20 protein-coding genes are annotated in these 21241 nt (G+C 71.5%); 12 read left to right on the top strand and 8 right to left on the bottom strand.

All coding sequences use genetic code 11. The features are described 5' to 3' along the window. Positions 1–124 precede the first annotated feature (124 nt). Complete coding sequence (locus ACZ4UU_RS01700; RefSeq protein ID WP_468035921.1) at positions 125–850, top strand: vWA domain-containing protein; 726 nt, start codon at positions 125–127, stop codon at positions 848–850. 85 nt (positions 851–935) lie between these two features. Beyond that, positions 936–2594 carry a cytochrome bc1 complex cytochrome b subunit gene (qcrB, locus tag ACZ4UU_RS01695; protein ID WP_468035920.1) on the top strand — a complete coding sequence of 553 codons (1659 nt, stop codon included), beginning with the start codon at positions 936–938 and terminating at the stop codon, positions 2592–2594. Between the two features lie 13 nt (positions 2595–2607). Here the strand turns inward: qcrB and ACZ4UU_RS01690 are convergent, their stop codons facing one another. Further along, the gene (locus ACZ4UU_RS01690) at positions 2608–3564 is read right to left on the bottom strand and encodes an acyl-CoA dehydrogenase family protein (protein ID WP_468035919.1); all 957 of its coding nucleotides are present in this window, start codon (positions 3562–3564) and stop codon (positions 2608–2610) included. Between the two features lie 37 nt (positions 3565–3601). After that, positions 3602–4741 carry an acyl-CoA dehydrogenase family protein gene (locus ACZ4UU_RS01685; protein ID WP_468035918.1) on the bottom strand — a complete coding sequence of 380 codons (1140 nt, stop codon included), beginning with the start codon at positions 4739–4741 and terminating at the stop codon, positions 3602–3604. A gap of 47 nt (positions 4742–4788) precedes the next feature. Here ACZ4UU_RS01685 and ACZ4UU_RS01680 point away from each other — a divergent pair, with 47 nt between their 5' ends. From ACZ4UU_RS01680 to ACZ4UU_RS01670, 3 genes are read left to right on the top strand one after another with little or no spacing between them, the layout of a single operon-like run. Continuing rightward, positions 4789–5574, top strand: a complete 786-nt coding sequence (locus tag ACZ4UU_RS01680; protein WP_468035917.1) for an SDR family oxidoreductase — start codon at positions 4789–4791, stop codon at positions 5572–5574. A 15-nt stretch (positions 5575–5589) separates the two neighbouring features. Next, positions 5590–6225 (top strand): TetR/AcrR family transcriptional regulator, encoded by a 636-nt coding sequence (locus tag ACZ4UU_RS01675; RefSeq protein WP_468035916.1) that lies wholly within the window; start codon positions 5590–5592, stop codon positions 6223–6225. Positions 6226–6251: 26 nt separating this feature from the next. Then, complete coding sequence (locus ACZ4UU_RS01670) at positions 6252–7409, top strand: acetyl-CoA C-acetyltransferase (RefSeq protein WP_468035915.1); 1158 nt, start codon at positions 6252–6254, stop codon at positions 7407–7409. A 16-nt stretch (positions 7410–7425) separates the two neighbouring features. On the opposite strand, the gene ACZ4UU_RS01665 is transcribed toward ACZ4UU_RS01670, so the two are convergent. Genes ACZ4UU_RS01665 through ACZ4UU_RS01650 form a run of 4 tightly spaced genes read right to left on the bottom strand, consistent with a single transcriptional unit; the run spans position 7426 to position 10836 of the window. Next, the gene (locus ACZ4UU_RS01665) at positions 7426–8469 is read right to left on the bottom strand and encodes an NAD(P)H-dependent flavin oxidoreductase (RefSeq protein ID WP_468036393.1); all 1044 of its coding nucleotides are present in this window, start codon (positions 8467–8469) and stop codon (positions 7426–7428) included. Further along, positions 8469–9212 (bottom strand): CoA-transferase subunit beta, encoded by a 744-nt coding sequence (locus ACZ4UU_RS01660; RefSeq protein ID WP_468035914.1) that lies wholly within the window; start codon positions 9210–9212, stop codon positions 8469–8471. The genes ACZ4UU_RS01665 and ACZ4UU_RS01660 overlap by 1 nt, the downstream gene beginning before the upstream one ends. Beyond that, positions 9209–10045, bottom strand: coding sequence for a CoA transferase subunit A (locus ACZ4UU_RS01655; RefSeq protein WP_468035913.1), 837 nt, complete (start codon positions 10043–10045; stop codon positions 9209–9211). The genes ACZ4UU_RS01660 and ACZ4UU_RS01655 overlap by 4 nt, the downstream gene beginning before the upstream one ends. After that, positions 10042–10836, bottom strand: coding sequence for an enoyl-CoA hydratase family protein (locus tag ACZ4UU_RS01650; RefSeq protein WP_468035912.1), 795 nt, complete (start codon positions 10834–10836; stop codon positions 10042–10044). Before ACZ4UU_RS01650 ends, ACZ4UU_RS01655 begins: the two co-directional genes overlap by 4 nt. A gap of 57 nt (positions 10837–10893) precedes the next feature. On the opposite strand from ACZ4UU_RS01650, the gene ACZ4UU_RS01645 reads away from it, so the two are divergent. Together ACZ4UU_RS01645 and ACZ4UU_RS01640 are read left to right on the top strand one after the other, a co-directional pair. After that, positions 10894–11634 carry an SDR family oxidoreductase gene (locus ACZ4UU_RS01645; protein ID WP_468035911.1) on the top strand — a complete coding sequence of 247 codons (741 nt, stop codon included), beginning with the start codon at positions 10894–10896 and terminating at the stop codon, positions 11632–11634. Position 11635: 1 nt separating this feature from the next. After that, positions 11636–12544, top strand: a complete 909-nt coding sequence (locus ACZ4UU_RS01640) for an SDR family oxidoreductase (RefSeq protein WP_468035910.1) — start codon at positions 11636–11638, stop codon at positions 12542–12544. A gap of 214 nt (positions 12545–12758) precedes the next feature. Here ACZ4UU_RS01640 and ACZ4UU_RS01635 read toward each other — a convergent pair whose 3' ends face one another. Beyond that, positions 12759–13667 carry a hypothetical protein gene (locus tag ACZ4UU_RS01635; RefSeq protein WP_468035909.1) on the bottom strand — a complete coding sequence of 303 codons (909 nt, stop codon included), beginning with the start codon at positions 13665–13667 and terminating at the stop codon, positions 12759–12761. Between the two features lie 193 nt (positions 13668–13860). Here ACZ4UU_RS01635 and ACZ4UU_RS01630 point away from each other — a divergent pair, with 193 nt between their 5' ends. Beyond that, positions 13861–14646, top strand: a complete 786-nt coding sequence (locus ACZ4UU_RS01630; protein WP_468035908.1) for a S1 family peptidase — start codon at positions 13861–13863, stop codon at positions 14644–14646. A gap of 23 nt (positions 14647–14669) precedes the next feature. Here the strand turns inward: ACZ4UU_RS01630 and ACZ4UU_RS01625 are convergent, their stop codons facing one another. Continuing rightward, positions 14670–16445 (bottom strand): glycoside hydrolase family 35 protein, encoded by a 1776-nt coding sequence (locus ACZ4UU_RS01625; protein WP_468035907.1) that lies wholly within the window; start codon positions 16443–16445, stop codon positions 14670–14672. A gap of 89 nt (positions 16446–16534) precedes the next feature. On the opposite strand from ACZ4UU_RS01625, the gene ACZ4UU_RS01620 reads away from it, so the two are divergent. The 4 genes from ACZ4UU_RS01620 to pepN all read left to right on the top strand — a co-directional run bounded on the left by ACZ4UU_RS01620 (position 16535) and on the right by pepN (position 21094). Next, on the top strand, positions 16535–17422 hold the full coding sequence (locus ACZ4UU_RS01620; protein ID WP_468035906.1) for a helix-turn-helix domain-containing protein: 888 nt from the start codon (positions 16535–16537) through the stop codon (positions 17420–17422). A gap of 23 nt (positions 17423–17445) precedes the next feature. Further along, positions 17446–17811 carry a chorismate mutase gene (locus ACZ4UU_RS01615; RefSeq protein WP_468035905.1) on the top strand — a complete coding sequence of 122 codons (366 nt, stop codon included), beginning with the start codon at positions 17446–17448 and terminating at the stop codon, positions 17809–17811. 182 nt (positions 17812–17993) lie between these two features. After that, a complete protein-coding gene (locus tag ACZ4UU_RS01610; protein ID WP_468035904.1) occupies positions 17994–18530 on the top strand; it encodes a response regulator in 537 nt (178 codons plus the stop codon). 56 nt (positions 18531–18586) lie between these two features. After that, complete coding sequence (gene pepN, locus ACZ4UU_RS01605) at positions 18587–21094, top strand: aminopeptidase N (RefSeq protein WP_468035903.1); 2508 nt, start codon at positions 18587–18589, stop codon at positions 21092–21094. Positions 21095–21241 lie beyond the last annotated feature (147 nt).

The following is a 21241-nucleotide window of genomic DNA, read 5'->3' as shown; positions in this document are numbered from 1 at the left end:
GACGAACGATGAGCCGGTGGGGTCGGCGGCGAACAAAATAGCGAACACCTGTGGACGGAGGGAGGGGCGGGGCCGGTGGTGCCGTAACCTCGGCAACCAGCCGGGCGTACGAGGGGGAGACCATATGGCCGCGATCAGTCTCAGCAAGGTCGAGGAGACCGCGCCCGCGCTGGTCAGCCTGTACAAGAGCGCCGGGGTGTCGCTTCACAAGCACGGGCTCGACGGCGTGCGTGCCGCGGTCTACCTGGTGGTCGACTACTCCGGGTCGATGAAGCCGTACTACAAGGACGGCAGCGTACAGGCGCTCGCCGACCGGGTGCTCGGCCTGGCGGCCCACTTCGACGACGACGGGACCGTGCCGGTCGTCTTCTTCTCCACCGACGTCGACGCCGAGACCGAGATCGCGCTCGCCGACCACCAGGGGCGGATCGAGCGGATCGTGGCCGGGCTCGGGCACATGGGCAAGACCAGCTACCACCTGGCGATGGACGCCGTCATCGACCACTACCTGGACAGCGGGTCGAGGGACCCCGCCCTGGTGGTGTTCCAGACGGACGGCGGGCCGATCAACAAGCTCGCCGCGGAACGGTATCTGTGCAAGGCGGCCCCGCTCCCGCTGTTCTGGCAGTTCATCGGCTTCGGGGACCCGACCAGCAAGCAGTTCGACTTCCTGCGCAAGCTCGACGACCTGGCGGTTCCGGCCAAGCGGGTGGTCGACAACGCCGGGTTCTTCCACGCCGGTTCGGACCCGCGGACCGTGTCCGACGCCGAGCTGTACGACCGCCTGGTCGGGGAGTTCCCGAAGTGGCTGGTGGCGGCGCGGGCGCAGGGGATCGTACGGCCGTCCTGACGCCCGGCCGGGGGTGTCCGCCCCGTTGGCGGGCCCCCTGCGCCCATGTCACCCTGTGGTTGATCCGACGGGGAGGCGACGACATATGGACGGCGCACGATCGGGGAACGACGGGACGACGGGTGCGCGGCGGCCGGCCCCGCCCGGCAAGGGCGAGAAGATCGCCGACTGGGCCGACGGACGGCTCGGGCTGTACGCGCTGGCCAAGGCCAACATGCGCAAGGTCTTCCCGGACCACTGGTCCTTCATGCTGGGCGAGGTCTGCCTCTACAGCTTCCTCGTCCTGATCCTCACCGGCGTCTACCTCACCCTCTTCTTCGACCCCAGCACCAACGAGGTCGTCTACAACGGCACCTACGAGCCCCTCAACGGCGTCCTGATGACCCGGGCGTACGAGTCCACCCTCGACATCAGCTTCGACGTGCGCGGCGGGCTGCTCATCCGGCAGATCCACCACTGGGCGGCGCTGGTCTTCGTCACCGGCATGCTGGTGCACATGATGCGGGTGTTCTTCACCGGCGCCTTCCGCAAGCCCCGCGAGATCAACTGGGTGTTCGGCTGGACGCTGCTGATGCTCGGCATCATCACCGGCCTGACCGGCTACTCCCTCCCCGACGACCTGCTGTCCGGCACCGGTCTGCGGTTCGCGCACGGCGCGATCCTGTCCATCCCGATCGTGGGCACCTACGTGGCGTTCTTCCTCTTCGGCGGGGAGTTCCCCGGCGAGGACTTCATCGCCCGGCTCTACCCGATCCACATCCTGCTGCTGCCCGGGATCATGCTCGGCCTGGTCGCAGCCCATCTGATCCTGGTCTTCTACCACAAGCACACCCAGTACCCCGGCCCCGGCCGGGACCAGAAGACGGTCGTCGGCATGCCCTTCCTGCCGGTGTACATGGCCAAGGCGGGCGGCTTCTTCTTCCTCGTCTTCGGCGTCCTGGCGCTCATGGGCGGCGTCGCCAGCATCAACCCGGTCTGGGCCTTCGGCCCCTACCGCCCCGACCTGGTGACCACGGGCGCCCAACCCGACTGGTACCTCGGCTTCTCCGAGGGACTGATCCGGGTGATGCCGGGATGGGAGATCAACTTCTGGGGCCACACCCTGGAACCCGGCGTCTTCATCCCCTTCTCCCTCTTCCCGCTGATCCTGCTCGCGCTCGGCGTGTATCCCTTCGTCGAGGCGTGGATCACCGGCGACAAACGCGAGCACCACCTCCTCGACCGGCCGCGCAACGTGCCCGTGCGCACCGGCCTCGGCGCGGCCTGGCTGAGCCTGTACGCGGTGCTGCTGATCGGCGGCGGCAACGACATCGTGGCCACGCATCTGCATCTGTCCATCAACGCGATCACCTGGTTCGTCCGGATCTCGGTCTTCGTCGTGCCGGTCCTCACCTACTACGTGACCAAGCGGATCTGTCTCGGGCTGCAGCGCCGGGACCGGGACAAAGTGCTGCACGGCAGGGAGACGGGCACCATCAAACGGCTCCCGCACGGTGCGTACGTCGAGGTCCACGAGCCCCTCTCGCAGGCGCAGCTGTTCACGCTCACCCAGCACGAGCAGCCGCCGCCCTACGAGATCGGTCCGCTCGTCGACGCGAACGGCGTCCGGCGCCGGGTCGGCCCGACGAAGCGGGTGCGGGCCCGGCTGGCGCGGGCGATGTTCGGGCCGCAGACGCGCATCACCAAGCCGACGGTCGAGGAGTACCGCGAGCTCACCAGCGACACCAGCGGCGATCACCACTGAGGGCGCGGGCGGCTCAGCGGGCGCTCAGTACTTCGGCTCTGCATTCCTCCGGGTCGCCCCAGGCGGTCCGCAGCGCGCGGGCCTTGGGCAGCCAGAGCGACAGGTCGTACTCCGCCGTGTAGCCGATCGCGCCGTGCAGCTGGAGCGCGGTACGGGCGGCGGCGTACGCGGCCTCGCAGGCCGTCACCTTGGCGGCGGCGACGTCGGCGGGCGCCATGGTGAGCGCGGCGCCGAACAGCAGCGGCCGGGCGAACTCCAGGCCGATCCTGGCGTCGGCCAGCCGGTGCTTGACGGCCTGGAACGAGCCGATGGGCACGCCGAACTGGGTGCGCTGACGGACGTGGTCGACCGTCCGTTCGAGCAGGGCGTGACCGACGCCGAGGGCCTGGGCGGCGGTGGCGAGGCGGGCGTAGGCGAGCGCGCGGGCGGTGACGGGTGCGGGGCCGAGGAGTTCGCCGCCGGGGTCGAGAGGGGTGAGGCGGCGGGCCGGGTCCAGGGAGGGGCGGACCGGGCCGTGGCCGGGGGAGAGGCGCAGGCCTTGGGAGGTGAGGGCCAGGCGGGTCGTGGCCACGTCACCGTCCAAGGCGTACGGCGCCGTCCACGCCAGTGTCGCCATGGCCTCGCCCGACGCCAGCGCCGGCACCAGACGCTTGGCCGGGCCGGGGTCCGGCAGATCGGTGAGCAGGATCGCCGCCGTGACCGTCTCCACCAGCGGTCCCGGCACCGCGTGTCGCCCCAACTCGACGAAAGCGACTGCGAGTTCGACAGGCCGGGGACCCAGCCCCTCGTACGCCTCCGGAACCGCCAGCCCTAACACCCCCGCCTCGGCTATACGGCCCCACAGCGCCCGGCCCCGCGCATGCTCACCTCGGCCCCAGTCCCGGATGGCCAAAGGCGTGTCGGCGGCCGCCAGCATGGCGTTCAGCGAGTCGCCGAAGGCGCGCTGCTCGGGGTCGAGGAGGAAGCGCATCAGCGGGGGTCCTTTCGGTGGCGTCGACGCGGCCTGGTCACCGTCGGCCCTTCGGCAGGCCCAGGAGGCGCTCGGCGATGATGTCGCGCTGGATCTCGTTGGTCCCGGCGTAGATCGGGCCGGCGAGGGAGAAGACGTACCGCTCCGCCCACTCCGTGTCGGCCAACTCACCCTCGGCGCCCAGCAGATCCAGGGCCGTCTCGTGCAAGGCGATGTCGTACTCCGACCAGAAGACCTTGTTCAGACTGGACTCCGGGCCGATCGGCTCGCCGTCGAGGAAACGGGAGGCCGCGGCGAAGGTGAAGAGCTGGTGGGCGCGGGCGCCGATCAGGGCGTCGGCCACGCGGCTCCGCGTGCTCTGCGGGCTGCCCCGGTCCTGCCAGAGCCGGTGAAGCCGGTCGGCGCTCGCAAGGAAGCGACCCGGGGAGCGCAGCATCAGACCGCGTTCGTTGCCCGCCGTCGACATCGCGATCCGCCAGCCCTGGCCCGGCTCGCCGATCACCTCCTCGTCCGGCACGAACACCTCGTCCAGGAACAGCTCGGCGAAGGCGGGTTTGCCGTCGAGGCGGGCGATGGGGCGGACCGTGACACCGGGGGCGCGCAGGTCGAACATCAGGTAGGTCAGGCCCTGGTGGGGCTTCGGGGCGTCCGGATCGGTGCGGAACAGACCGAACGCGCGATCGGCGAAGGCGGCCCGTGACGACCAGGTCTTCTGGCCGGACAGCAGCCAGCCGCCCGCCACGCGCGTGGCCCTCGACCTGAGCGAGGCCAGGTCGGAACCGGCCTCGGGCTCCGACCACGCCTGCGCCCAGATGACCTCGCCGGTGGCCATGGGCGGCAGCACGCGCGCGCGTTGCTCCTCGGTGCCGTGGTCGAAGAGGGTCGGGGCGAGGAGGCTGATGCCGTTCTGATTGACGCGGCCCGGAGCGCCCGCCGCGTAGTACTCCTCCTCGAACAGCAGCCACCGCACCACAGTGGCGTCCCGGCCGCCGTACGTCGCGGGCCAGTTCACCACCGACCAGCGGTCGACGGCGAGTTCGGCCTCCCATGCGCGATGCGCCGCGAAGCCCTCCTCTGTCTCCAGCGAGGGGAGCGGACCGGCCGGCACATGCGCGCGCAGCCAGCCGCGGGCCTCGGCGCGGAACGCCTCGTCGGCCGCAGAGTGCGTGAGGTCCACCGCCACCGTCCTTCCCTAACAACTGTTTGGTAGGTTAGCGTGCTGCTATGACAAACGTCGAGGTGCCGACGTACGTTCCCGGGCACGGGCTGCTCCGCGGGCGCACCGCCGTCATCACCGCGGCGGCCGGCGCGGGCATCGGCGGCGCGACCGCCCGCCGCTTCCTCGAGGAGGGGGCGCGCGTCGTGCTCAGCGACGCGCACGCGCGGCGGCTGAAGGAGTACGAGGCGGAGCTGGCCGGGGAGTTCGGCGCCGCGTCGGTGGCCGCGCTGCCCTGCGACGTCACCGACGAGTCGCAGGTGGCGGCGCTGTTCGAGGCGGCCGTCGCCGAGCACGGGCGGCTGGACGTCGTCGTCAACAACGCCGGTCTCGGCGGGACCTCACCCCTCGTCGACATGACCGACGAGCAGTGGTCGAAGGTCCTCGACGTGACCTTGAACGGCACCTTCCGATGCACCCGGGCCGCCCTCCGCCGGATGCGTGGGACCGGCGGAGTGATCGTCAACAACGCCTCCGTCGTCGGCTGGCGCGCCCAGGCCGGACAGGCGCACTACGCCGCCGCGAAGGCGGGCGTGATGGCGCTGACCCGGTGCGCGGCGATCGAGGCGGCCGAGCACGGGGTGCGGGTCAACGCCGTCTCCCCGAGCCTCGCCATGCATCCCCACCTCGCGAAGGTCACGACGCCCGAACTGCTGCAGGAACTGACCGCGCGCGAGGCCTTCGGACGGTACGCCGAGCCCTGGGAGGTGGCCAACGTGATCGTCTTCCTGGCCTCGGACTACTCGTCGTACATGACCGGAGAGATCGTCTCCGTCAGCAGCCAGCACGCCTAGGACGACAATGGACCCGTGCCGACCAAGAAGAAGCCCCAGGTGACCGCCACCGGAAAGCCCGCGGCCGCTGCCGCCCAGGCGCGCCGCCGGGAACTCCTCGACACCGCCGCCGAGGTCTTCGCCGAGCAGGGCTACAACGCCACCACCGTACGCAAGATCGCCGACCACGCGGGCATGCTCGCGGGCAGCCTCTACTACCACTTCGACTCCAAGGAGTCGATGCTGGAAGAGATCCTGCGCTCCTTCCTCGACGAGCTGTGGGGTGGCTACGACGCCGTCCTGGGCGCCGAGCTCGGCCCCCGAGAGACCCTGGAAGCGCTGGTGACCGAGTCGTTCCGGGAGATCGACCGGCACCGCGCCGCCGTCGCGATCTACCAGAAGGAGAACCGGCAGCTGGTGGCGCAGGAGCGGTTCGCGTTCCTCGCCGAGTCGCAGCGCAGGTTCGAGAAGGCGTGGCTGTCCACGCTGGAGCGCGGGGTCGCGGCCGGGGTGTTCCGGTCCGACCTCGACGTCCGGCTCACCTACCGGTTCGTGCGGGACACGGTGTGGGTCGCCGCGTCCTGGTACCGGCCCGGCGGACAGCACAGTCCCGAGGAGATCGCCCGGCAGTACCTGTCGATGGTGCTGGACGGGATCGCCGTACGTACGTAACTCACTGACGAGTCTGGGGAGTTGCCATGGCCGAGGCCTACATCGTGGAAGCGGTCCGTACACCCGTGGGGCGGCGCGGGGGAGGACTGAGCGCGGTCCACCCGGCCGACCTGGGCGCGCATGTGCTGAAGGAGCTGGTCGGGCGGGCCGGGATGGATCCGGCCGCCGTCGAGGACGTCGTCTTCGGGTGCCTGGACGCCGTGGGGCCGCAGGCCGGGGACATCGCGCGGACCTGCTGGCTGGCGGCGGGGCTGCCCGAGGAGGTGCCGGGCGTGACCGTGGACCGGCAGTGCGGGTCCTCCCAGCAGGCCGTGCACTTCGCGGCGCAGGGCGTGCTGTCCGGTACGCAGGACCTCGTGGTCGCGGGCGGCGTGCAGAACATGTCGATGATCCCGATCGCCTTCGCCACCCGGCAGGCCGCCGAACCACTCGGCCTCACCGCCGGACCCTTCGCGGGCAGCGAGGGCTGGCGGGCGCGGTACGGGCAGAAGCCGGTCAACCAGTTCGTCGGCGCCGAGATGATCGCCGCGAAGTGGGGGATCAGCCGGCAGGACCAGGAGGAGTTCGCGCTGCGCTCGCACCGGAGGGCCCTGCGGGCGATCGACGAGGGCCGCTTCGAGCGGGAGGTGGTGGCCTACGGCCAGGTCGGTGTCGACGAGGGGCCGCGCCGGGACACCTCGCTGGAGAAGATGGCCGGGCTGAAGCCGGTCGTCGACGGTGGCACGATCACGGCCGCCTGTTCCTCCCAGGTCTCCGACGGAGCGGCCGCCATGCTGCTGGCCTCGGAGCGGGCGGTGCGCGAGCACGGGCTCACGCCCCGGGCCCGGGTGCACCACCTCTCGGTCCGGGGCGAGGACCCCATCCGTATGCTCACCGCGCCCATACCCGCCACCGCCCACGCCCTGAAGAAGACCGGCCTGTCCATCGACGCCATCGACCTCGTCGAGATCAACGAGGCCTTCGCGCCGGTCGTCCTGGCCTGGCTGAAGGAGACCGGGGCGGATCCCGACAAGGTCAATGTCAATGGCGGGGCGATTGCTCTGGGGCATCCGCTGGGGGCGACGGGGGTCAAGTTGATGACGACCCTGCTGCATGAACTGGAGCGTACGGGCGGCCGGTTCGGGCTGCAGACCATGTGCGAGGGCGGGGGGCAGGCGAACGTGACGATCATCGAGCGCTTGTAGTGGTCAGGGGGAGCGGTCACCGCGCGAGGCGCGCCCTCACCTCCTCGGCCTCCTTCATGATCCGCTCCACCAGCTCCGCGCAGGACGGCAGGTCGTCGATCACCCCGGCGACCTGCCCCGACGCCATCACGCCCAGATCCGTACGGCCGTCCACCATGGACGCCTTCAGCAGCATCGGCGTGTTCGCCGCCAGCAGGACCTGGCTCCAGGTCATGTCCTTGCCATGTCTGAGCGCGCGACCGTCCTGGACCATGCGGAGCCAACTCGTGCCGGACAGCTTCCGGTAGCGCGCCGCCCTGCCGACCGCCTGGAGAAGCGTCCGCGCGCGGCCGGAGTGCTCCAGGGCGTCGACCAGTTCCGTGCGGAGCATCCGGTGCGGAAGGCCGTCGACGGCCCGGGTCACCGTCACGTCCTTGACCGTCGCCGCCAGATACCGGGCCTTCACCGCGTCCGGCACCGTCGAGTCCGAGGTGAGCAGGAACCGCGTGCCCAGGGCGATTCCCGACGCCCCGTAGGCCAGCGCGGCGACCAGACCCCGGCCGTCGAAGAAGCCGCCCGCCGCCACGACCGGTATGTCCACGGCGTCGATCACCTGCGGCAGCAGCACCGTCGTCGCCACCTCCCCGGTGTGCCCGCCGCCCTCCCCGCCCTGCACGATCACCGCGTCCGCGCCCCAGGCCGCGACCTTCTCGGCGTGCCGCCGTGCGCCGATCGAGGGGATGACGATGACGCCCGCGTCCTTGAGCTCGGTGATCAGCGCGGCGGAGGGCGCGAGGGCGAAGGAGGCGACCCGCACCCCCTCGTCGATCATCACGCGGACCCGGTCACCGGCGTCCGACGCGTCCGCGCGCAGATTGACGCCGAACGGCGCGTCGGTACGGGACCTGACCTCGCGTATCGCCTCCCGCAGCCGGTCCACGGTCATCGTGGCGGAGGCGAGGATTCCCAGGGCACCCGCGTTCGCCGCCGCCGAGACCAGCCGGGGGCCGGCCACCCAGCCCATCCCCGTCTGCACGATCGGATGGCGGACCCCGACCAGCCGGGTCAGCGGCGTGTCCATCACGCACCGACCTCCCGGGCTCGAGTGTTCGCCGGGTCGATGACCTCGCGGATGAGGCGCAGTTCGGCGGCGGTGGGCTCGCGGGTCGGTGGCACCAAGTCCGGGACGACCAGGTCGAACGCGGTCGCCTCCCGGACCTGGTCCAGAGTGACGCCTGGATGGAGCGACGCCAGACGCATCGCGCGGTCGGGCGTCGCGAAGTCGAAGACGCCCAGGTCGGAGATGACGCGTGGGATTCGGTGGAAGCGCGCGCCCGCCGCGTGGTCGTATCCCACCCCGCACACTATGTCGACCTTCTCGACGAACACCCGCCGGGAGTGCCGCGGGACCCAGTAACTGGTCGGGTTGTTGAGCGTGTTGACCGGCGCGCCGCGCACCCCGAGCAGTTGCCGTTTCGGTCGCTCCCAGTCGCCGATGCAGGAGATGTTCTGGTTGCCGTACCGGTCGATCTGGCTCGCGCCCATCATCACGTGCCGTCGCCCGCCGGTGACCAGGGCCAGATGCTGTCGGTACGGCAGCCACCCCTCGGTCGTGCCGTCCGGACGGACGACCATCGCCTCGCCGTCGGTCAGCAGCAGGTCCGGTGCGAAGGTCAGCCGTGCCAGCCGGGCGCCCACGGACGGGATCAGGCCCATGGGGCTCGCCAGGATCTCACCGGCGTCGCGCCAGGCCTCGGCGCAGGCGATCACGCAGTACTCGGCGCGGGTGGGCGGGAGAAGGGGCGTACCGCTGGACTCCGTCATGACCCCTCCCTGACCGCCGACTGGTACGCCTGCTCGTCACCGCCGAGGAACCGGGCCGTGAACTCCGGCCAGGGCGTGGTGGCGTACGTCTTCTGGAAGGCATCGTCCCGGCCGTAGTCGGGGGCGCAGGACGTGAAGTGCGCGCCGTTCGGGGCCTCGACGACCCCCGTCACCGTGTGCCGCTTGAGCAGGAGCGTCTGCGGGGCCGCGTCCTTCGTCAGCTCGGCGGTGTCGACGACCCGTTCGCACGACACGTACGCCGAGTCCGCCGCCTCGCAGAACAGGTCGTCGAAGTACGGGTCGGGGCCGAGGTACTGCCCGTTGCCCAGCCGGTCGGCGCGGTTGACGTGGACCAGTGCCGCGTCGAGCCGCAGGGCGGGCATGGCCACGAAGGTCTCCCCGTCGTCGTACGGCGAAGTCACCGTCCGCAGGGACGGGTTGACCCGCATCACGTCCGAGCCGATCCCTGCCCGCACCGGCAGGAACGGCAGCCGGTTCGCGGCGGCGTGCAGTCCCAACATGAACATCGCCTCGTCGACCTCCATCAGCTCGAAGGCGCCACGTTCGCGGGCGGCGCGGAAGTGCGGTTCGAGGGGGATGGAGTCGAGGGTGGCGAAGGGGGCGACGAGCCTGCGGATCCTTCCGGCCGCGGCGAGCATGCCGACGTCCGGGCCGCCGTACGAGACGACGGTGAGGTCGGTGATGCCGGACCGGAGCAGGGCCCTGACCAGGGCCATCGGTTTGCGGCGTGAGCCCCAGCCGCCGATGCCGAGGGACATGCCGCTGTGCAGCCGCGCGACGACCTCGTCGGCGGTCATCGTCTTGTCGCTCACTGCGCCCCCTCTTTCCCACTGCCGAAGGTGTCACGGACCCGGTCGGCCACGCCGCTCAGGTTGGCCTCGAAGGTGAAGCCCTGCTCGAAGCGGTAGCTGCGGCGCACGTCCACGGGGTCGATGCCGTTGATGGCGGCCTTGGCCAGCCGCAGCAGCTGTCCGTCCTTCGCGGCGATCTCGCCGGCCAGCTCCAGGGCGGCGGCGCGCAGTTCCCGGCGCGGTACGACCCGCCACACCGAGCCGTGGGCGTGCAGTTCGGCCGCGGTCGCCGTGCGTGAGGTGTAGTACAGCGCGCGCATCAGATGCTGGGGGACCAGCCGGGCCAGATGCGTGGCCGCGCCCAGCGCGCCCCGGTCCAGCTCGGGCAGCCCGAAGGTGGCGTCCTCGCTCGCCACGATCGCGTCGGCGTTGCCCACCAGTCCGATGCCGCCGCCCAGACAGAACCCCTGCACGGCCGCCACGACGGGCACCTCGCAGTCGTACACCGCGGCGAAGGCGTCCGCACAGCCGTGGTTGACGCCGATCAGCGCGCCGGCCCCGTCCCGCTGCAACTCCTTGATGTCCACGCCCGCGTTGAACCCGCGCCCCTCGGCCGCAAGCACGACGCACCGGATCTCCGGATCGCGGCCCGCCGCCCGCACGGCGTCGGCCAGGGCGAACCAGCCGTCCACCGGCAGCGCGTTGACCGGAGGGAAGTCGACCGTGACGACGGCGATCCCACTCTGTCCGCCCTGTCCGCCCTGTCCGCCCTGTCCGGTCCCCTTTTCCGGGAACGAGGTGGAGACACCCATGGCCGCATCAGCTACCTTTCCACCAAACGTTTGTTAGGTGACGAAGGGTAGCCGGGGATGGGGCTGGACGGGAAGGTCGTGGTCGTCACGGGCGGTACGCGCGGGGTCGGCGCCGGCATCGCGAAGGCCTTCGTCGAGGCCGGTGCGGAGGTAGTGGTCTGTGCGCGCAGACCACCCGAAGTCCCTCTGCCCGGCGTCGAGTTCAGGGAGCTCGACCTCCGTGATCCGGAAGCCGTACGGCACTTCTTCGCCGCCCTTCCCCGGCTGGACGTCCTCGTCAACAACGCGGGTGGTACGCCGTACCGGCGGTTGACGGACGTGGATGCCGGGCGGCACGCGCGCGTGATCGAGCTGAACCTGGTGGCACCCTTGACGGCCTCCCTGGCCGCGTACGAGCAGCTGAAGCGGGTGCGGGGGGCGGTGGTGATGATCGGCAGCGTCAGTGGTGGCCGACCCTCGCCCGGATCGGCGGCGTACGGGGCGGCCAAGGCCGGGCTGGAGAGCCTGGCCCGCTCGATGGCCGTGGAGTGGGCTCCGGAGGTCCGGGTCAACACGCTGGTCGTCGGCATGGTCCGCACCGAGCTGGCCCACCTCCACTACGGGGGCGAGGACGGTATCGCGAGCGTCTCCCGCACGGTCCCGCTGGGGCGTCTCGCCGAGCCTGCCGACGTCGGGGCGGCCGCCGTCTTCCTCGCCTCCGACGCCGCCGCCTACGTCAGCGGCGCGAGCCTGCTCGTGCACGGCGGGGGCGAGCGGCCCGTGTTCCTGGACGCCGCAACGGTCAACAAGGAGGCATGACATGAGCCGGATGTGTGAGGGCCGGGTCGTTGCCGTCACCGGCGCGGGGCGCGGGCTCGGACGCGCGCACGCGCTCGCGTTCGCCGCCGCGGGCGCGAAGGTCGTCGTGAACGACCTCGGCGTGGGGCTCGACGGTGCGTCTGGCGCCGCCGACAGCCCTGCCCGGCAGGTGGTCGACGAGATCCGTGCCGCGGGCGGTGAGGCGGTCGCGCACGGCGGGGACGTCGCCACCGGCGCCGGGGCCGCCTCCCTCGTGGCGGCCGCGTTGGAGACGTACGGGCGTCTCGACACCCTCGTGAACAACGCCGGGTTCCTCCGTGACCGGATGCTGGTCAACCTCGACGAGGACGACTGGGACGCTGTCGTACGCGTCCACCTCAAAGGCCACTTCCTTCCCCTGAAGCACGCCTCCGCTCACTGGCGGGCGGAGGCGAAAGCGGGGCGTACTCCCGTTGCCCGGGTCGTCAACACGAGCAGTGGTGCCGGGCTGTTGGGGTCGGTCGGCCAGGGGAACTACAGCGCCGCCAAAGCCGGCGTTCTCGGGCTGACCCTGGTCGCCGCGGCCGAGCTGGGGCGCTACGGCGTCCAGGTCAACGCGATTGCCCCCGCGGCGCGGACCCGGATGACGGAACGGACCTTCGCGGCGACGATGACCGCCCCTGACGCCGGGTTCGACGCCATGGCCCCGGAGAACGTGTCCCCACTGGTCGTCTGGCTCGGTTCCGCCGGGAGCGAGGGCGTGACGGGGAGGGTCTTCGAGGCGGAGGGGGGCCGGATCACCGTGATGGAGGGGTGGCGGGCGGGGCCGTCGGTGGACAAGGGGGCGAGGTGGAGGCCGGAGGAGGTGGGGGAGACGGTGGTTGAGTTGTTGGCGGAGGCGGGGGTGGCCGGGGCGGTGTACGGCGCGTAGGTTCCTCGCCCCCGCCGCCCCTACCCGTCCCATCCTTCTGGGGCTCCGCCCCAGACCCCGCTCCTCAAACGCCGGAGGGGCTGGATTTGCCGGGCCGGGGCTGGATCTTTCAGCCCGTCCGGCGTTTGAGGACGAGGCCCGAAGGGCCGATGCGGGGGTCTGGGGGCGCAGCCCCCAGGGATGGGACGGGTAGGGGCGGCGGGGGCGAGGAACCCTACGTGTCGCACTCCAGGACCGTCCGGCACAACCCACACCGCGCCCGGACCCGCCCCCGCACCGGCACCCGAATCCGCTGCTGACACGTCGGACACGGGAACGACACCCGCAACGGCCCCCGCCCGTCCGGCGTGAACGAGTACGGCACCCCCGTCCGCGCACCGGCACTCGTACCGGCACCGCCATCACCCTGAGCGTGCCGCCGATCATGGGCGTACCGCCGCCGCCCCGCCCACCCCGCGGCCGTCAGCGGCGGCTGCCGCTCGTCCCGCCGAGCCTCCGCAAGACCCTTCCCGTACGCCGTGTACGCCTGCGGACTGGTGAACCACACAGACGGATCCTCGGCGAAGACCAGCGCCCGCTTGGCGAGGACGTATCCGAACTCCTCCGGCGTCAGATACCCCAGCTTCTGCGAGGACGCCGAGTCCTCCCGGTAGGCGTCGAGGAGCAGCCAGCCCGCGCCGAGATACGTCGTCGCCGTGTCCGTCAGGATCTCGTTGTCCCGGGTGCCGGGGAAGGACAGGCCCAGGCGGTGCAGGTACACGTGCATCACCTCGTGGGCCAGCGCCGCGCCGATGTCGCGCCGATGCGTGCGGAAACGATCGTTCAATTCGACGAAGTACTCCGGCCCGGCGGCGAGTTCGACGTTCGCCGCGTGGGTCATCTCCCGGAAGCTGACGATCAGCCGGGCGTCCGGGAGGCGGTAGTGCCGGACGATTTCGTGGGCCACCCGCTGCGCACCCAGATACAGATCGTCCGTGTCGCAGAACGCCACGTCGGCCGGCGCCACGCTGGTCGCGAACGTCTGGACGGTGTCGTACGACAACCGCCTGTAGAGCGCGGTGATCGAGGCCCGCACCGTCTCCAGATGCGGGAAGCCGTGCTGGACCGGTCCGCCGTTCGCCACGCCCTTACCCCCAAGACGCCTGGAACCCGATTCCACTCTACGGGGATGTGAGGGGTTTTTCCCCGGCGAGGTTCCACGCCCGGGGCGTGAGATCCGTCCTTGTCAGGCATGCCACCCGATCTTCATACTGCGGGCCGCTCAACACGCCATGAGAGGACGTATGTTGACCCACAGCTCGCCGAAGAGAAGCGGCATGACCCTGGCCAAGAGAGCGGCGGCGGTGGGTGCCGTCGCCCTCGCGGTCGCCTCCCTCCAGCCCCTCAGCGCGAACGCCGCGTCCACCAGCCCGAGTGGCGCGTCCACTCGCGTCATCGGTGGAACGCCCGCCGCGCAGAACGAGTTCCCGTTCATGGTCCATCTCTCCATGGGCTGCGGCGGAGCGCTCTACAAGAAGGACGTCGTCCTGACCGCCGCCCACTGCGTGGACGGCTCCGGCAACAACACCAGCATCACCGTCACCGCTGGTGTCAACGACCTCGACTCCTCCGCCGCGATCAAGGTCAAGTCGAAGAAGGTCAAGGTGGCCCCGGGCTACGACGGCAACGGCAAGGACTGGGCGCTGATCAAGCTCGCCCGGCCCATCGACAAGCCGACGCTGAAGATCGCCACCACGGACCGCTACAACCGCGGCATGTTCACGATCGCCGGATGGGGCGACACCAAGGAGGGAGCCGGCACGGGCACGACCAAGCTCCGTAAGGCCACCGTTCCCTTCGTCGCCGACCGCGTCTGCAAGCGTCACTACGGGAACCGGCTGGTGTCGAAGGAGGAACTGTGCGCCGGCTGGCAGAGCGGCGGCATCGACACCTGCCAGGGCGACTCCGGTGGCCCCATGTTCCGCAAGGACGACGCGGGCAAGTGGCTCCAGGTCGGCATAGTCAGCTGGGGCGACGGCTGCGCCCGCACGGGCGTACCCGGTGTCTACACCGAGGTCAGCACCTTCGCCAAGGACATAGCCCGCGCGGCGAACGCCCTCTAGGCGCCCGCCGCACCAGCAGCGCGTCAGACGGCCCGGAGCACCGGGGCACCGGCCTCGCCGGACCCCGACCGGGCCGTCCCCTCCAGCTCCAGCACCCACACCTCGTTGCCGCCCTCCCGCAGGACGGGACCGGGGACGTGGAGCGAGCGCTGAGGGCCGGCCGACCAGTAACGGCCGAGGCCGAACCCGTTGATCCACGCGAAGCCGCGGGTCCAGCCCGGCAGCTCCAGACAGGCGTCACCGGCGCCGCGCACGGTGACGGTGCCCCGGTACAGCCCCGGGGCACCGTCCTCCGGCAGCTCCCGTGAGGGCACCGCCCGCACCTTCCCGAAGTCGTCCAGCGCCTCCAGCCGCAGCCCACGCGCGCGTACGTCGTGCAAGTACTGCCGCTCGTGCAGCACACCTCCGGTGATCCCCTTGGGCTCGCCCAGCCGCGGCCCGTAGTTGACCCGCCCCAGGGACTCCACCCACAGCTCCACGCGCGCGTACCCGGCGACAGGCTCCTTGAGGCACGCGTCGTCCTCGGTGAGCACCCCGGCCCGCTCCCCGTCGACGTACACCACGGCGAGATCCCGCAGCCCGCGCACGGTCAGCGGATACGGCTGCCGCGGACCCGGCACCGTCACCTCGTACCGCACCAGCCCTCGCTCGACGCCCAGTTCCTCGAACGTGGGCGGCACGGGGCCGGCGGTCTCCGCGCCACCCAGGGTCTCCAGTACGGCGGTGAGGGGCGCCCAGTCGGTCAGGTCCGCCTCGGCCGGGGTACCCAACGGGGCCGGGGCGGGCGGGACTTCGGGCAGCGGGCCGTCGGCGTACTCGGCGAGGACGTCCCGGAAGGCCCAGAACTTGGCCGTGGGGCGGCCGTACTCGTCGATCGGGGCGTCGTAGTCGTACGACGTCACATCGGGCTCCAGCGGCCCGTCGTGCAGCGCGCCGCCGCCCCGGTTGGCGCCCGCCCAGCCGGCGAAGTTCGTGCCGCCGTGCGCCATGTACAGGTTCACCGACGCCCCGCACTCCAGGATCTCCCGCAGAGCGGCCGCCGCGTCCCCGGGATCCCGTACGACGTGCTCGCCGCCCCAGTGGTCGAACCAGCCGCACCAGAACTCCATGCACATCAGCGGGCCGTCGGGGCGGTGCCGGCGCAGCGTCTCGAAGGCCACGCGCGCGTGGGAGCCGAAGTTCACCGTCGCCAGGATCCCGGGGACCGAGCCGCCGGAGAGCATGTGGTCCTCGGGGCCGTCCGAGGTGAACAGCGGGACCGTCACGCCGTGCTCGCGCAGCAGGTCCGCGAGATGGCGCAGATACGTGGCGTCCGAGCCGTAGCTGCCGTACTCGTTCTCGACCTGCACCATGATCACCGGACCGCCCCGGTCGATCTGCCGCGGCACGATCTCGTGCCGCAGCCGACGGAACCAGCTCGCCACATACCCCAGGTAGCGCTCGTCACGCGTACGCGCGCGTGCGCCCACCTCGGCCGTCAGCCAGGACGGCAGGCCGCCGTTCTCCCACTCGGCGCAGATGTACGGCCCCGGCCGCACGATCGCCCACAGCCCCGCCTCCCGGGCCGCGTCCAGGAACCGGCCCAGCGCCTGCACGTCCCGGCTGTGCCCCGGCACCGGCTCGTGCAGGTTCCACGGAACGTACGTCTCCACGCAGTTCAGGCCCATCGCCCGCAGCATGGCCAGCCGGTGCCCCCACCGCGCCTCGTGCACCCGGAAGTAGTGCAGCGCGCCGGACAGCAGCCGCACCGGCCGCCCGTCCAGCAGAAAATCCTGGTCCCCCACCGTGAACTCGCTCATGCGCCCCACCCTCGCCCCTGGCGCGGGTCAGGGTCCATGGACAAAGATCGGCGCTGCTTGGACCGAAGCGGCGGACGGGAGGTATGGGGATGTACCACACCTGGATGCGCTTCTTCACGCCCGGCCCCGCCCACCACCGCCTGGGCCTCGTCTGCCTCGGCGTGGGCCTCCAGTACGGCGCCCTGCCGATCGTCGGTCCGCGCGTCCTGGACCACCACGTCGCCGTCGTGATCAGCACCGGCGGCGGCTGGTACGCCCACCCCGACGGCCGCCGTACGCCCGTCACCGCGCCCGCACTGCTGTGGCTGACCCCCGGCGTCCCGCACCACTACGCGCCCGATGCGGACACCGGCTGGGACGAGGGCTTCGTCGACTTCGCCGGGCCCGCCACCGCCTCGTACACCGAACTCGGCTACATCGAACCGGACCGCCCCGTCGTGCCCCTCTCCGACGCCTCCAGCCCGCGTGCCGTCATCGGACGCATGGCACGCGCCGCCCGCCGCGACAACCCGCTCCTGGAGGTCGAGACCGGCGCCGCCGTCCACGAACTCCTCGTCGCCCTGCGTCGCGCGCGTGCCGACCTCGCCCCGGACGGCGACCTCGTGCTCAAGGCCCTCGCCCGCGACGCCTGCCTGCCCCTGACCGTCGCCGACCACGCCGCCCGGCACGGCATGACCCTCGCCGAACTGCGCACCGCCGTACGGCGCGGCGCCGGGTGCAGCCCCAAGGACTACCTGCTCGGCATCCGGCTGGGCCGCGCCAAGGAGCTGCTCGCCGCCACCGAGCTCCCCGTCGCCGCCGTCGCCCGCCGCGTCGGCTACGACGATCCCGCCTACTTCTCCCGGCTGTTCACCCGCCGCGTCGGCATGGCCCCGGTCCGCTTCCGCGCCCAGCAGAGCCGCGTCGTCCCCGGCGGCTGGAGCAACCAGGTCCCCGACCCCGACGATCCGCCCGTGATCGAACGAACGACCACCTGACGCGCCCCGTAGGCTGGGCGCTCATGACCAGCAACACGTCCTCCAGCACCTCCGCCGGCGCCATCGACCCCGCCGTCCGCGAGGAGCTCGCCCGGCTGCGCGACAGCATCGACAACATCGACGCGGCCGTCGTCCACATGCTCGCCGAACGCTTCAAGTGCACCCAGCAGGTCGGCCATCTCAAGGCCCAGCACCAGCTCCCGCCCGCCGACCCGGCCCGCGAGGCCCGCCAGATCGACCGCCTGCGCACCCTCGCCGAGAACGCCAAGCTCGACCCCGCGTTCGCGGAGAAGTTCCTGAACTTCATCATCGCCGAGGTGATCAGGCACCACGAGAGCATCGCCGAGGACACCCTCAACGGAGCCGAGACCGCGGCACCCCGCTCCTAGGGGGTGGCCCCCGTGCGGACGACGCAAATGTGACGACAGGACGCGGACAGACCCTCCCGAGGGAGTGACACGGCGGCCGGGGCGGGGCATGCTGCGCTGTGCACCGCATGCCAGCTGACACGCACTCCCCGTCAGCGCCCCCGGACATACCTCGGATGTCCACGCGGGAGGGACGTCGGGCCATGCCGTCGGATGCCAAGATCCTCATCGTCGACGACCACGAGGACACCCTGTACGCGCTGGAGAGCGCCCTGGCTCCGCTGGGCTACCGGCTGGCCCGGGCCACCAGCGGCGACGAGGCGCTCAAGCAGGTGCTCCGAGGCAAGGTCGGACTTCTCCTCCTGGACGTCCGGATGCCCGGCGTCAGCGGCCTGGACGTGGTCCGCTACATGCGGCGCGTCGAACAGACCCAGCACATACCGGTCATCCTCCTCACCGGCTTCGGCGCCGACCAGGATCTGGTGTCCGCCGCCTTCGGGCTCGGCGTCGCCGACCTGGTCATGAAGCCCATCGACCCCTGGGCGCTGCGCACCAAGGTCCGCTACCTGTACGACGCCCACGAACGCCACCGCGCGCTGGAGCAGGAAGTCCGCACGTTACGTGCCCTGGTCAAGGACCCCACCCAGGCCGAAGGCCCAGGCCCGCGCCCCGCCCTGCCCCGTCCCGACGCCCGCGTCCCGCCGCAGCGCGACAGCCCGGCGGCCAAGAACCGGACATAGCACCCGTACTGATCCGCCTCTGTGCCTTGTCGGTGCCATCAGGCAGCATGTCCTGCATGTCCGTACTGACGCGCGACGAAGCGCAGACCCGTGCCCAGCTCCTCGACGTCCACCGCTACTCGATCGAACTCGATCTGACCACCGGGGACGAGACCTTCGACTCGCGCACCGTCATCACGTTCACCACGCGCGCCGACGCGGACACGTTCATCGAGATCAGGCCCTCCGAGCTGCGCTCCGTCACGCTGGACGGACACCCCCTCGACCCCGGAATCCTGGACGGCAACCGGCTGCCCCTGAAGGACCTCACCGCCGGTGAGCACGAACTGCGCGTCGACGCGGCCATGCGCTACTCCCGCACCGGCGAGGGCATGCACCGCTTCACCGACCCCACCGACGGCGAGACATACGTCTACACCCAACTGGCCCTGGACGACTGCAAGCTGGTCTTCCCGGCCTTCGACCAGCCCGACCTCAAAGCGGTCTTCGAGCTGTCCGTCACCGCCCCCAAGAGCTGGACCGTCCTCGCCAACGGCATCACCGAACACCTCGGCGAAGGCCGCTGGCAGGCCGCGCCCACCCCGCTGATCTCCACCTACCTCGTCGCCGTCGCCGCCGGACCCTGGCACTCGGTGCGCACCGAGCACCGCGGACTGCCCTTCGGCCTCCACTGCCGTCGCTCCCTGGCGCCCTACCTGGACGCGGACACCGAGGAACTCTTCGAGGTCACCCGGCAGTGCTTCGACCGCTTCCACGAGAAGTTCGACGAGCCGTACCCCTTCGACTCCTACGACCAGGCGTTCGTCCCCGAGTTCAACGCCGGCGCCATGGAGAACCCCGGACTGGTCACCTTCCGCGACGAGTTCGTGTACCGCTCCGCCGTCACGAGGACCGAGCGGCAGACCCGCGCCATGGTCATCGCCCACGAGATGGCCCACATGTGGTTCGGCGACCTCGTCACCCTGCGCTGGTGGGACGACATCTGGCTGAACGAGTCCTTCGCCGAGTACATGGGCTACCAGACCTGCGCCGAAGCCACCCGCTTCAGCGACACCTGGACCGACTTCGGCATCGTCCGCAAGGCCTGGGGCTACGACGCCGACCAGCGCCCCTCCACCCACCCCGTCGCCCCCGAGGCCGTCGACGACACGGCCTCCGCGATGCTCAACTTCGACGGCATCTCCTACGCCAAGGGCGCTTCCGCGCTGCGGCAACTGGTGACCTGGCTCGGCGAGAAGGACTTCCTCGCCGGCATCAACACCCACTTCGCCCGCCACCGGTTCGGCAACGCCACCCTCGCCGACTTCATCGACTCCCTCGCCGCCGCCACCGAACGCGACGTCCACGCCTGGGCCGACGCCTGGCTGCGCACCACCGGCGTCGACACCCTCACCCCGGCCGTCACCCGCGGCGACAACGGCACCTTCACACTCACCGTCGAGCACGCAGGCAGTCGCACGCACCGCGTCCGTGTCGGCCTGTACGACCAGGACCTCGGCGACGACGACGGCCATCTCACCCTGCGCGAGCGCCTCGACCTGGACATCCCGCAGACCGAACCGCAGCCCATCGGCAAGCGCCCGGCCCTGCTGCTGCTCAACGACGGCGACCTGACCTACGCCAAGGTCCGCTTCGACCCCGAGTCCTTCGAGACCATCCGCACGAGCCTCGCCGGACTGCCCGACCCGCTGACCCGCGCGGTCGTCTGGAACGCCCTGCGCGACGCCGTCCGCGACGGCGAACTTCCCGCCACCGCCTACCTGGAGACAGCCCGCGCCCACCTCCCGCGCGAGACCGACCTCGCCATCGTCCAGGGCGTGCTCGCCTTCGCCGTCGCCCAGGTCGCCGACCGCTACCTCGCCCCCGAACAGCGACCCGCCGCCCTGGCCACGCTCTCCTCGCTGTGCCGCGACCTCATCCGCCGCACCGAGGACGGCGACAACCCCGGGCTGCGCCTGATCGCCGTACGCCACTTCATCGACGTCGCCGCCCACCCCGACACCATCGCCGCCTGGCTCGCCGACGGCACCGTGCCCGGCGGGCCCGAACTCGACCCCGACCTGCGCTGGCGCGTGCTCGGCCGGCTCGCCGTCCTCGGCGCCGTCGACGAGGCCGCCATCGCCGCCGAGCTGGAGCGCGACCCGAGCGCCACCGGCCAGGAGGGCGCCGCCCGCTGCCGGGCCGCCCTGCCGCACGAGGAGGCCAAGGCGAAGGCCTGGGACGCCCTGTTCGGCGGCGACGGCCGCGCCGACCTGTCCAACTACCTCTTCATCGCCACCGCCCACGGCTTCTGGCAGCCCGAACAGGCCGACCTGCTCCGGCAGTACGTGCCGCGCTTCTACCAGGACGCCGTCGCCCTCGCCGCCCGCCGCGGCCCCGCCATGGCCGACGCCGCCGGCCGCCACGCCTTCCCGGTCCACTCCGTCGACGCCGACTCCCTGCGGCTCGGTGAGGACTGCCTGCGCGACGGCGAACCGGTCCCGGCCCTGCGCCGCCGCCTCGCCGACCAGCTCGACGACCTGGCGCGGGCGCTGCGGGTGAGGGAGGGCCAGAACCTGTCCTAGGGGGTTCTTCGAAAGTCGAGGGCGGCGGGGCCCTTACTCCGCCACCCTCGGCGTGCATCCTCCGACACGCGTTCCCCGTACGGAAATACCCCCTTTCGGGTTCCGGTCATTGGGCTTTTCGGGCGCCAAGGCGCATCGGCGTACAAG

The sequence above is a fragment of the Streptomyces sp. NPDC028907 genome (assembly GCF_055564995.1).
Note: the sequence above shows the minus strand (reverse complement) of the source record. Positions and strands in the feature narration are given on the sequence as shown.

Excerpts from the sequence above, each read along its gene's own strand:
- ACZ4UU_RS01700 (WP_468035921.1), top strand. The coding sequence starts at position 125 with ATGGCCGCGATCAGTCTCAGCAAGGTCGAGGAGACCGCGCCCGCGCTG.
- qcrB (WP_468035920.1), top strand. The coding sequence starts at position 936 with ATGGACGGCGCACGATCGGGGAACGACGGGACGACGGGTGCGCGGCGG.
- ACZ4UU_RS01690 (WP_468035919.1), bottom strand. The coding sequence starts at position 3,564 with ATGCGCTTCCTCCTCGACCCCGAGCAGCGCGCCTTCGGCGACTCGCTG.
- ACZ4UU_RS01680 (WP_468035917.1), top strand. The coding sequence starts at position 4,789 with ATGACAAACGTCGAGGTGCCGACGTACGTTCCCGGGCACGGGCTGCTC.
- ACZ4UU_RS01670 (WP_468035915.1), top strand. The coding sequence starts at position 6,252 with ATGGCCGAGGCCTACATCGTGGAAGCGGTCCGTACACCCGTGGGGCGG.
- ACZ4UU_RS01665 (WP_468036393.1), bottom strand. The coding sequence starts at position 8,469 with ATGGACACGCCGCTGACCCGGCTGGTCGGGGTCCGCCATCCGATCGTG.
- ACZ4UU_RS01660 (WP_468035914.1), bottom strand. The coding sequence starts at position 9,212 with ATGACGGAGTCCAGCGGTACGCCCCTTCTCCCGCCCACCCGCGCCGAG.
- ACZ4UU_RS01650 (WP_468035912.1), bottom strand. The coding sequence starts at position 10,836 with ATGGGTGTCTCCACCTCGTTCCCGGAAAAGGGGACCGGACAGGGCGGA.
- ACZ4UU_RS01645 (WP_468035911.1), top strand. The coding sequence starts at position 10,894 with ATGGGGCTGGACGGGAAGGTCGTGGTCGTCACGGGCGGTACGCGCGGG.
- ACZ4UU_RS01640 (WP_468035910.1), top strand. The coding sequence starts at position 11,636 with ATGAGCCGGATGTGTGAGGGCCGGGTCGTTGCCGTCACCGGCGCGGGG.
- ACZ4UU_RS01630 (WP_468035908.1), top strand. The coding sequence starts at position 13,861 with ATGACCCTGGCCAAGAGAGCGGCGGCGGTGGGTGCCGTCGCCCTCGCG.
- ACZ4UU_RS01625 (WP_468035907.1), bottom strand. The coding sequence starts at position 16,445 with ATGAGCGAGTTCACGGTGGGGGACCAGGATTTTCTGCTGGACGGGCGG.
- ACZ4UU_RS01620 (WP_468035906.1), top strand. The coding sequence starts at position 16,535 with ATGTACCACACCTGGATGCGCTTCTTCACGCCCGGCCCCGCCCACCAC.
- ACZ4UU_RS01615 (WP_468035905.1), top strand. The coding sequence starts at position 17,446 with ATGACCAGCAACACGTCCTCCAGCACCTCCGCCGGCGCCATCGACCCC.
- ACZ4UU_RS01610 (WP_468035904.1), top strand. The coding sequence starts at position 17,994 with ATGCCGTCGGATGCCAAGATCCTCATCGTCGACGACCACGAGGACACC.
- pepN (WP_468035903.1), top strand. The coding sequence starts at position 18,587 with ATGTCCGTACTGACGCGCGACGAAGCGCAGACCCGTGCCCAGCTCCTC.